Origin of the sequence: Saccharopolyspora sp., assembly GCF_017434145.1 — a bacterium.
Lineage (GTDB): Bacteria > Actinomycetota > Actinomycetes > Mycobacteriales > Pseudonocardiaceae > Saccharopolyspora_C > Saccharopolyspora_C galaxeae.
Window position 1 is genome coordinate 1 of record NZ_JAFRFW010000011.1, and the last position, 7,504, is coordinate 7,504.

Annotated in this window: 6 protein-coding genes; 1 reads left to right on the top strand and 5 read right to left on the bottom strand. The window is 69.6% G+C overall.

What is annotated here, in order from left to right:
* Positions 1-111: 111 nt before the first annotated feature.
* The 5 genes from IJH84_RS00255 to IJH84_RS00275 all read right to left on the bottom strand — a co-directional run bounded on the left by IJH84_RS00255 (position 112) and on the right by IJH84_RS00275 (position 5,604).
* Positions 112-588 carry an alcohol dehydrogenase catalytic domain-containing protein gene (locus IJH84_RS00255; RefSeq protein ID WP_295138750.1) on the bottom strand — a complete coding sequence of 159 codons (477 nt, stop codon included), beginning with the start codon at positions 586-588 and terminating at the stop codon, positions 112-114.
* A 159-nt stretch (positions 589-747) separates the two neighbouring features.
* Complete coding sequence (locus tag IJH84_RS00260; protein WP_295138753.1) at positions 748-1,185, bottom strand: hypothetical protein; 438 nt, start codon at positions 1,183-1,185, stop codon at positions 748-750.
* A gap of 36 nt (positions 1,186-1,221) precedes the next feature.
* Positions 1,222-1,899 carry a helix-turn-helix transcriptional regulator gene (locus tag IJH84_RS00265; protein ID WP_295138756.1) on the bottom strand — a complete coding sequence of 226 codons (678 nt, stop codon included), beginning with the start codon at positions 1,897-1,899 and terminating at the stop codon, positions 1,222-1,224.
* Between the two features lie 591 nt (positions 1,900-2,490).
* On the bottom strand, positions 2,491-3,891 hold the full coding sequence (locus IJH84_RS00270) for a sugar porter family MFS transporter (RefSeq protein ID WP_295138759.1): 1,401 nt from the start codon (positions 3,889-3,891) through the stop codon (positions 2,491-2,493).
* Positions 3,892-4,425: 534 nt separating this feature from the next.
* Entirely contained in the window at positions 4,426-5,604 is a 1,179-nt protein-coding gene (locus IJH84_RS00275; RefSeq protein ID WP_295138762.1) for an acyl-CoA dehydrogenase family protein, read from the bottom strand.
* A gap of 570 nt (positions 5,605-6,174) precedes the next feature.
* On the opposite strand from IJH84_RS00275, the gene IJH84_RS00280 reads away from it, so the two are divergent.
* Positions 6,175-7,504 (top strand): class I adenylate-forming enzyme family protein (locus IJH84_RS00280; RefSeq protein ID WP_295138764.1); only part of this gene is annotated, 1,330 nt, incomplete at its 3' end.

Below are 7,504 nucleotides of genomic sequence, written 5' to 3' on the forward strand. Positions count from 1 at the left end.
GACCAGGAACACCGCCGCGGCACCGGGCGCCCGCGCGAGCCGCGTGTGCAGGCAGCCGATCGGCCCGGCCCCCATCACCACCACGCCGTCGCCGGGCCCCACCCCGGCGAGTTACTGGCCGTTGAGCACGCAGGCCAGCGGCTCGGCCACCGATGCCTCGTCGAAGCCGACGCCGTCCGGGATCGCGGTCACCCCGTCCACCCGCAGCACGTTCTCCGGCACGATCACGTGCTCGGCGAAGCCGCCGTCGAAGTGGTAGCCCATCGACCGCTGGTCCGGGCACACCGACGGGCGCCCGCGTTTGCACACCGCGCACTCCCCGCACGGGATCGCGGCGATGACCTGCACCCGGTCGCCCGGCGTGAAACCGGTGGTGCCGCCGCCGGTGGCCACCACCTCACCGGCGATCTCGTGCCCGAGCACCCGCGGCGGGTCGATGTGGTGGTGGCCGTGCCGGTAGATCTTCAGGTCGGTGCCGCAGGCCGAACAGTTGCGCACCCGCAGCTTCAGCTCATCCGGCCCCGGTTCGGGCTCCGGCGCCTGCTCGATGCGGACGTCGCCCGGAGCGTAGAAACGCGCGACCTTCACCTGTCCTCCTCCGCGGCACCCGCCGCACCAAAAGTCTGTCGAGCTCGTTCTGCGTGGGTGGTCGCTTGGCGGAACCTCGGTCAGGCGCCGTCTCGCTGCGGGAGCTCACCCGCGAGCAGCGCCGGTCCTGATCGGACGGCGCGGCGGGGCGGCCGGTGCTCAGCCGCCAAGGCGGCCGCCGTCCCGCACCGCCTGCGCCACCTCGTCGAAAACCGGGTCGCCGAGGAAGCTGCGGAAACCCAGCAGCACCGCCCCGCCGAGGTCCTCCCTGCGCACCCGCTCCAGCAGGGTTTCCTGGCACAGCACCAGATCCGCGTCCGCCGGGAGGTCCCCGACGGACGCGTGCACGACGGCCACGCGGTGCGGTTCGAGCCGCTCGGAGAGCTGGGCGGCGACCATCGCGCTGCTGCCCATTCCCGCGTCGCAAGCGATGATCACCTTGCGCACCGCGGAGCCGTCGATGGTGCGCGCGGAAGGCACCTGCTCCCGCTGCGCGGGTCCGGGCTCATCGGCAGGTTGTTGGTCGTCCGGCGCCCGTCCGCCCAACGTCCGCCCGAGCCGCCGCCAAAACCTCGTCGCCTCTGCACGCGCCTTCACGAATCCGCACCCTCCTGCATCGCGGGCACACCCGGGTCACTTCACATATTCCGGCAGCACCCGCGGCGGCCACTGGCCGACGTCCAGGATGCCCATCGAGTAGCCCTTGGACACCAGCGCCGGGCGGTTGGTGACCTTCAGCTTCCGCAGCAGGGTGGTCACGTGGTACTCGACGCCGCCGCGGCTGAGGTAGAGCTTGGCGGCCAGCTGCACGGTGGACTCCCCGGCGGCGACGCCTTCGAGGATGCGGGCGTCGATCTCGCTGAGCAGCTTCTCCTTGCCGGTGACCATCGCGGAGCGCTGCGCCTCGTCGGGCTGCAGCAGCACCATCACGCCTTCGGCCCGGCCGGAGCGGTCGGGCACCGCGATGCCGGTGAGCTCGCCGCCGAACAGCGCGTCCTTGGCGCCGACGGCGACCGCGTGCTCCACGAACCGCCGGTTGCGGCCCTCGACCAGCCGGTTGAACCGGTGCTGGAACTTGCCGCGCACGCTCGGGTGCAGGAAGTCGTAGAAGCTGCGGCCGCGCACGTCCGCCGCACCGCGGCCGAACTGCTTGAAGAAGTACGTGTTCACCTCCAGCACGCGCATTCCCGGATCCAGGTTCGCCATGCACATGCCGGACTGCTCGAACAGGGACCGGAACGCGTCCCGATAATTCTCCGCGACCAGCGCTTCCGGTGTCTCGGTCGCGCGCATCGCGCTGCTCGAGGCCATAGTTGATCGACCATTCCTCTCTCGCCTGGCGAGGGGGCACTTCCCATCGATTCCATTCCGGCGGATTTACCAGAATTAACCGATGCGGACAGACTATGGTTCCAAAACCAAACAAAGTCAACAGGGCAACGACGTTGCCCTTAAGGCTGCGGTCCGCAGGAGCGCGTCGGCCGGTCCGTACGGGCAGCTACGGTACGGTGCGGTCTCACCAGGTGTTTTGCGGCGCCCGCGGGGGTCGGTGCGGGTCCGTCGGACGGCCGAAGCCGCGGTCCGGTTCGTACGGGGAGCCACATGGACGGGCACGCTCCAACATCAAGCGAAATGCCGGACACCCGCTCGGGAACGTTCCAGAAACGCCGCAGGCGACATTCCGTGACCCTTGATCACTCCGCGCGCACGTGGCCCGCACCGAGCCCGGCCGAGGCACTAAATCGCGCACCGCCTCGCGGACCATCCGGCCTTCCGCCGCTACGAATTCCCGCACCGCAACGACCAAAACCGCGCGCCGCGGCGCTCGAAACGCATCGGAAAGGCGGTGCGAACAAAAAGCGGCCGACGGCCATCCGGCCGCCGACCGCAACGCGCGCTCGATCAGTCCGGCTGGGCCTGCCCCGTCTTGGTGAGGTCGGCCTCGATCTCCTCCAAAGTGCGGTTCTTCGTCTCCGGCAGCCACCGGTAGAGGTAGATCAGGCACAGCAGCCCCAGCACGCCGTAGAGCCAGAAGACCCCGGACGCGCCGATCGAGTTGATCAGGGTGAGCACCGTCAGCGACACGACGAGGTTCAGGCCCCAGTGCGTGACGATCCCGAACGACGCCGCCTTGCCGCGCACGTTGTTCGGGAAGATCTCGCTGTTCACCAGCCAGATCGCGATCCCGAGGCTGCACGCGAACGCCGACTCGTAAACCATCAGCACGATCAGCAGCGCGACGAACGTCCCGGTGCTCTGCAACGGGAACAGGAAGACCACCCCGAGCGCGGCCAGCGCCACGATGATCACCACGGTGCCGCCGAGGATCCACCCCCTGCGGCCCATCCGGTCGATCCACAGCAGCGCGGGGATCGTGAACAGCACGTTGACGATGCCCACCGCCACGGAGACGCCGATGGCGGTGGTCTTCCCGTACCCGCCGACGTCCTCCAGGATCGTCGGGACGTAGTAGATGATCGCGTTGACGCCGACGACCTGGCTCGCGCCCGCGGCCACGACACCCACCGAGATCCACCGCCGGAAGCGCGGGCCGAGCAGTTCCCGGTAGGTGATCCGCCCCTCTTCCCGGACGGTCTCGATGATCTCCGCGAGCTCGTCGGCGACGCGTTCCGCCGGACGGGTCCGCGCCAGCACGCCGCGAGCGCGCTCCTGCTCCCCGTTCGCGACGAGCCAGCGCGGGCTCTCGGGCAGGATCAGCACGCCCAGGAACATCAGCACCGCGGGTGCGATGGCCACGCCGATCATCCACCGCCAGCCGCTGGCTTCCCCGGCCAGGCCGTACCCCACGAGGTAGGCGATCAGGATGCCCACGGTGACCATGAACTGGTGCAGGGACACCAGCGCGCCCCGGTTCTTCGGCGGCGACATCTCCGCGATGTAGGTCGGCACCACCAGCGACGAGATGCCGATCGCGACGCCGAGGAAGAACCGCGCGCCGATCAGGAACCCGGTCGCCGGTGCGATCGCGGAAGCGGCCGTGGCCAGCGCGTAGAGCACGGTCACGCCCAGCAGGGTCGTGCGGCGTCCGAAGCGGTCGGACAACGCCCCGCCCGCGATCACCCCGACCACGGCGCCTGCCAGCAGCGAGGCGGTCACCACCTGCTTCATCGTGTCGTCGAGCGCGAAGGCGTCGGTGATGAACGGCAGCGCAGCCGCCACGACGCCGGTGTCGTAACCGAACAGCAAACCGCCGAAGGCCGCGATGACCGATGCGAGCACCACCAGCACCGGGCCGCTGAGCCGCTGCGCGCCGGATCTCTCCGCAGCATCCCCACTTACCATGACCATTTCCCTTCTGCCGCAGGAAGAAGCCGGAAACCCGCGCGTTCCTGGCCGGGACGGCGCTGTTGCGGACCCCCACCGCGGCGATGCCGAGGCGGCGATGCTATCGGCCGAGCGGGCCGGAAGCAGCGGTTCCGGAAGATCCGGTCCCGGAAGGGCCGGTTCCGGTAGGCCCGGTTCCGGAAGGCCCGGTTCCGGAAGGCACCGGCCCCGCCGATCACCTCCGGAGCGGGGCGCACCGCACCGGGCCCGCGAAGGTCGTGCGACTCCCCCATGTGGACTTCCTTTCCGCACGGAGCCGGTGCAGCGGTCTTGGGACCATGGCCCTGGTACCGGCAGTGCCGGACAGAGTGGCACGAGCATTCCGGTCCGTACATCCACCACTTTCGCAATGGGCATCTCGAAAAGGTGAGTCGGCGAGAACCAGTCCGTTGCGCTTTTCGGCGCACACTCGGCGAAATTTGTCCGATCCGCTCAAAATCGGCCGGTGCCCGGAAAAGCCGGTGGTCCCGCTCAGTGCTCGCCGCCACCCGCTCACCCCTGCTCCTGCAGGTCGAGGAAGACCCAGCGGCCCTCGGGCGCGAGGCCGGACAGCCACTTGCCGCAGTTCTGCAGCACGAGCGGCCCGGAAGTGACGTGCTGCGTACCGGCGTGCAGATCGCGGAAGAAGCGTTGCAGCGCGCCGCTTCGCAACCCGGCGGTACCGGCCCACTTGTACGCGGTCTGCCCGACCGCGTGCGCCGACCAGGTCGCGTTGCTCAGCGCGAGCCGGCTGAGCGTTTCCTGCTCCGTGGACAGCATCCCGCCGCGGTCGAGCGCGTCCTCGTTGCCCGCCCACACTTCCATCGCCCACGCGCGCGCCGCGCGAAGCTTCGCCTCCGCCTGCGCGTACTCCGCGTAGAAGTGGTCGGTGTCCACCGTCGCGCCCGGTGCACCGGACTTCTTCGCGGCCAGTTCGCGCAGCTCGTCCAGCAGCCGCCTGCCGACCCCGAGCGCCCAGCCGGTGTGGATGATGCAGGCCATGTTCAACAGGCCGACGCGGTAGAGCGCGCCGCCGTGGCGCGCGTCCGTGGTCGCGATTCCGTGCGAGTGGGTGTCGGGCACGAACACGTCCTCGCAGAAGTAATCGATGCTCGCGGTGGCGCGCAGGCCCAGCACATCCCAATTGTCGATGAGCGTCACCTGTTCCAGCGGCAGCGCGAAGATGAACGCCTCGCCCGTTTCCGCGCACCGCGCCGAGGTGTGGATGTGGCTGGCCATCGAAACGCCCGAGGCGAAATGCCAGTGCCCGCTGATCCGGTGACCGCCGTCCACCCGAACCGCATCCCCCATTTTGGTCCCCTGCCCGGCGAACAATGCGTGCCGCCCGTTGCGGGCATCGGGGAACAACTCGGCTGCCGCGGCCGGACCCAGCAAGCCCGCCGTCGTGCCGGTGAGCATCTGCAGCGCCATGAACACCCAGCCCGCCGAGGCGTCCGCGTAAGCGACCCGCGCGACGGTGTCGATGATCTGGCGCGGCGCGAACTCGTAGCCGCCGAGCTCCCGCGGAATGCTGGTCAGGAACGCGCCGCTGCCCCACAACGCCGCGGCGACCTCGTCGGTGAGGCGGCCGAGTTCCTCGCTCGCCGCGGCCTGCTCCTGCAGCAGCGGCGCGATGTCGTCGAGCCGGGCGGACAGCGCCTCGAATTCGGGACTGGTGTGCAGTTGTGCCATGATGATCCATTCTTCGGCGAAAGCGGTACGCGGATCGAGCAGGCCGAGATCGAGAAAGCCGGGACCGAGAAAGCCGGGCCGGGAATGCCGGATTCGCCGGATACACTTGCAAGATCAGAGCGTGGAACTCCCGCTCGATCACCGATAGCCGAGGAACTCGGCTCCACCCCAGTAGCCGACGAGACCCAGTAGCCGACGAGACCCAGTAGCCGACGAGATCTCGCGCCCGCACTCGAACTCATCAGAACGCTGAAACGGATATTCAACCATCGATCATCGGACGGTGTCGACAACATCAACGCGACGCACCCGAACGGCCGCTGGAACGATCAACGGAGTCGGCGCCTTGACGCCACCCGCGCGGTGAAATCTAATCGCCCCGAGGTACCGGCTGGCACGACCTGCACATCAGCGAGGACGCCCCTGCACGGGGCGGACCGACCAGCGACTCCGCACGATCCCGATGCGAGACCCGCGCCGAGGCTCCCGCGATCAAGAACGGACGACCGAGAACGGGCGATCACGGAAAACGGGCGAAAACCGGGAGCAGGCGGGGAAGGAGAGCGGCAGGTGACCACGATCGACCCGCATCCGCGCGGCGCCGCACCATTCGACACCTCCGGCACGTTCCGCGACGAGCAGGGCGTGGCCCACTACGCGGACCTCCCCTCCTCGCTCGTGGAGATGTTCCGCGCCACCGTCCGCGACCATCCCGGCCAGGAAGCCCTCGTCGAGGTCGACGGCGAGCGGCTGACCTACCAGCAGCTCTGGGACCGGGCGGCGCGGGTGGCCGGCGGGCTGCGCGCGGCAGGCGTCGAGCGCGGTGACCGGGTCGCCAACCTGCTGCCCGCCGGAGTCGGCTGGGTGCTCGGTTTCCTCGGCACGCAACTCGCCGGGGCGGTCGCGGTGCCGATGAACATCCGCTTCGCCCAGCCCGAGATCGACTACGTGCTGTCGGACTCCGGCGCCAAAACCGTGCTGCGCCCGGAAGCCCCGCTGCCGGACGGCGAGCCGTACGCGGCCGGTGACCTGCAGATCGACGAGCTGGCGGCGATCTTCTACACCAGCGGCACGACGGGCTTCCCGAAGGGGGCGATGACCACCCACGAGAACTTCCTGTCCAATGTGGAGACCGTGCTGCGGGTGCACGGGATCGACCGGGCGGAAGGCCCCCGGCAGCGGAACCTGATCTCGGTGCCGCTGTTCCACGTCACCGGCTGCAACACCCAGTTGCTCGTCCAGATCGCGCTGGGCGGCACCACCGTGGTGCTGCCCGCGTTCCACGTGCGGCCGTTCCTGCGCACGATCGTCGACGAGCGGATCAACGTGCTCACCAGCGTGCCCGCGATCTACGCGCTGGCGCTGAGCCAGCCCGACTTCGCGGACTTCGACGTGCGAGCGGTGACCCGCGTCGGCTACGGCGGATCGCCGATCGCGCCCTCGCTGGTGGAGCGCATCAAGGCGGCGTTCCCGCAGGCCCGCGTGGGCAACGGCTTCGGGCTCACCGAGACGTCCTCGATCGCGACCTACCTGCCGCACGAGTGGGCGACCGAGCACACCGATTCCGTCGGCTTCGCCGCGCCCGTGGTCGATCTGGCGCTGCACGAGCCGGATTCCGCCGGTGTGGGCGAGCTGCTCATCCGCGGGCCGAACGTCGTCGCCGGGTACTGGAACAAGCCGGAGGCGACCGACCGCACGTTCGCCGGTTCCTGGCTGCACAGCGGCGACCTCGCCCGCATCGACGAGGACGGGCTGGTGCACGTCGTCGACCGCGCGAAGGACATGATCAACCGCGGCGGCGAGAACGTGTACTCCGTCGAAGTGGAGAACGCGCAGGCCAGCGCGCCCCGTGTGGCCGACGCCCCGGTGGTGGGCGTACCGGACGACGTGCTCGGCGAGA